Source organism: Streptomyces sp. KLMMK (assembly GCF_036961605.1).
In the GTDB taxonomy this organism is placed as follows: domain Bacteria; phylum Actinomycetota; class Actinomycetes; order Streptomycetales; family Streptomycetaceae; genus Streptomyces; species Streptomyces telluris.
The window spans coordinates 1-2,752 of sequence record NZ_JBAMDC010000602.1 but is presented as its reverse complement, the minus strand read 5'-3'; the positions used below and the strand labels follow the sequence as shown (position 1 = coordinate 2,752).

At 75.0% G+C, this 2,752-nt stretch carries 2 protein-coding genes; both read left to right on the top strand.

Annotated features, from left to right (window positions below):
* Nucleotides 1–263: 263 nt before the first annotated feature.
* Complete coding sequence (locus tag V7793_RS36135) at nucleotides 264–1,703, top strand: alkaline phosphatase PhoX (RefSeq protein ID WP_336013912.1); 1,440 nt, start codon at nucleotides 264–266, stop codon at nucleotides 1,701–1,703.
* Nucleotides 1,704–1,766: 63 nt separating this feature from the next.
* The coding region (locus V7793_RS36130; protein ID WP_336013911.1) for an MsnO8 family LLM class oxidoreductase at nucleotides 1,767–2,752 on the top strand (986 nt) is incomplete at its 3' end.

The window sequence follows — 2,752 nt, the reverse complement described above, 5'->3', positions numbered from 1 at the left end:
CCGGGGACTACCGCCTGCGCCCGGGGGCGGCTCGGCACCGCCGGTTTCCGCCGTGGTGGTTGTGTGCCGCTGCGGCGGAAGCGAGTGGCTGGGCCCCGGCTGCGCCTCGCGGGGCGCAGCCCGTGGTGCGGGTGGCGTGCGGGAGGGGTCTCGCGCTCCCGTGGTGCTGGGGGTTCCGTCCCGTGCGCTTCGTGTGGTGTTCATACGGTATTCGGCGGGGAACGGGAACGTAGGCGCGTGAGCCCGCGGACCCTGGAGATCAGATGACCCTCAGCCGAAGAGACTTCGCGAAACGATCCGCCGTCGCCGGTGCCGGGGTGGTGCTGACCGGCAGTGTCGGCGTGCTCGCCAGTGCCCCCGGAGCCCTGGCGGGCGCCGCGCCGGAGCAGTCCGGCGCCCGCCCCCGCCCCCGGCCCGGCTACGGGCCCCTCGTGCCGGACCCGAAGGGCCTGCTGGCGCTGCCCGCCGGGTTCTCCTACCGCGTCCTGACCCGCGCCGGCGTCACCAGGCTGGAGTCCGGCGAGCCCACGCCCTCGCACCACGACGGCACCGCCGCCTTCGCAGGCCCCCGCGGCGCCACCGTCCTCGTCAACAACCACGAGCTCAAGGGCCCCCGGGCCGGCTGGAAGCACCCGGTGCCGCTCACCGAGGGCCTCGTCTACGACCCGGCCGCGTCCGGCGGCTGCACGGTCGTCGAGGTCTCCCACGACGGCTCGCACGTCGCCGAGCGGGTCGGCATCGCGGGCACGTCCACCAACTGCGCCGGCGGCGCCACCCCGTGGGGCACCTGGCTGACCTGCGAGGAGACCGAGGACAAGGCCGGCCGGAACGGCATGACCAAGGACCACGGCTACGTCTTCGAGGTCGACCCGCACGACCGCCGCGCCAACCGCGCCCCCAAGCCCGTCAAGGCGCTGGGCCGCTACGCCCACGAGGCCGTCGTCACCGACCCCTCCCGCGGCCACCTCTACCTCACCGAGGACGCCTCGGACCCCAACGGCCTGCTCTACCGCTGGACCCCGCCGAAGGGCTTCAGGCACGGCCGCGGCAGGCTGCGCACCCTCGCCGACGACGCGGGCGCGCTCCAGGCCTTCAAGTGCTTCGACTCCGGCGGCCGCTTCGTCGACGACCTCTCCCGCGCCACCCGGACGGGCACGGTCTACGGCGTCGACTGGGTCGGCGTGCCCGACCGCGACGCCCGCTCGGTGCCGGTGCGCAAGCAGTTCAAGGACGGCGAGGTCACCCGCGCCCGCAAGCTCGAGGGCATGTGGTGGGCCGACGGGGGCGCGTACGTCGTCGCGTCCTTCGCCCGGGAGGAGAGCCCCGTCCAGCACGACGGCCAGGTGTGGTTCTACAACCCCGGGCGCCGCACCCTCACCCTGAAGGTGCGCCTCGGCGTCAACAAGGACCCGGGCCGGGACGGCGCCTTCGACGGCCCGGACAACATCACCGTCTCGCCGCACGGCGGCCTGGTGGTGGCCGAGGACGGCGAGGGGATCCAGCACCTCTTCGGCGCCCTCGACGACGGCCGCACCTACCCCATCGCCCGCAATGAACTGAACATCGGCACCGCGCAGAAGCCCGAGTACAGCGAGTTCACCGGCGTCACCTTCTCGCCCGACGGCAGAACGCTCTTCGCCAACCTCCAGGACCCCGGCATCATGCTGGCGATCACCGGCCCCTGGCGCCGTCAGGGCAGGTGACCGGGCACCTCCGTGCCCGGTGGGCCCCGGGAATCATGACCGGTCGCCTTTGTTGAAGGAGAGGTGACGATCCGGCTCTCCGTACTCGACCGCTCCCGCACCCGCCGGGACCGCCCGCAGGGCGAGGCACTGCGCGACACCGTGCGGTTCGCGCAGCAGGCCGAGGCGCTCGGCTACCACCGCTTCTGGGTCTCGGAGCACCACAGCGTGCCCGGCGTGGCGGGCTCGGCCCCGACGGTGCTCGCCGCGGCGGTGGCGGCCGCGACCTCGCGGATCAGGGTGGGCACGGGCGGTGTGATGCTGCCCAACCACCGCACGCTCGTCGTCGCCGAGCAGTTCGGGGTGCTGGAGTCCCTTTTCCCGGGCCGCATCGACATGGGCCTGGGCCGCTCGGTCGGCTTCACGGACGGCATCCGCAGGGCCCTGGGCACGGACAAGGACGCCATGGGGGACTTCGCCGGGCAGCTCGCCGAGCTGGAGGGCTGGTTCACCGGGGGCCCGCGCCCGCACGACGGGGTGCACGCCCGCCCGGCGGAGGGCCTGCGGGTTCCGGCGTTCGTCCTCGCCAACGAGGCGGGCGCGGACCTGGCGGCCGCGGCGGGGGCGGCCCTGGTGATCGGCGGCCTGAGCGGCGAGGAGCGGATGCTCGCTGCCGTCGCCCGCTACCGGGCCGCCTTCCGGCCCTCGGCGTGGTGGCGGCGCCCGTACGTCGTGGTGGCGGGGAACGTGGCCGTCGCCGCCACCCGCGAGGAGGCCCGCAGGCTGCTCGTGCCCGAGGCGTGGGCGCTGGCGCACGCGCGGACGCACGGCGCCTTCCCGCCGCTGGAGCCCGCCGAGGAGACCGAGGCACGGGCGATGAGCGAGCGCGAGCGCCGGCTGTACGAGGACGGGCTGCGCGGGCACATCCACGGCACGGAGGACGAGGTGTCCGCCGCGCTCGGGGCGCTGGCCGAGCGCAGCGGCGCCGACGAGGTGCTCGTCACCACGTCCTCGTACGACCGGGAGGCGCTGCTGGACTCCTACGGCAGGCTGGCACGGGGGGGGGGGGG

What these genes read in the sequence shown, in the direction of transcription:
- V7793_RS36135 (WP_336013912.1), top strand. Translation starts at nt 264, where the DNA reads ATGACCCTCAGCCGAAGAGACTTCGCGAAACGATCCGCCGTCGCCGGT.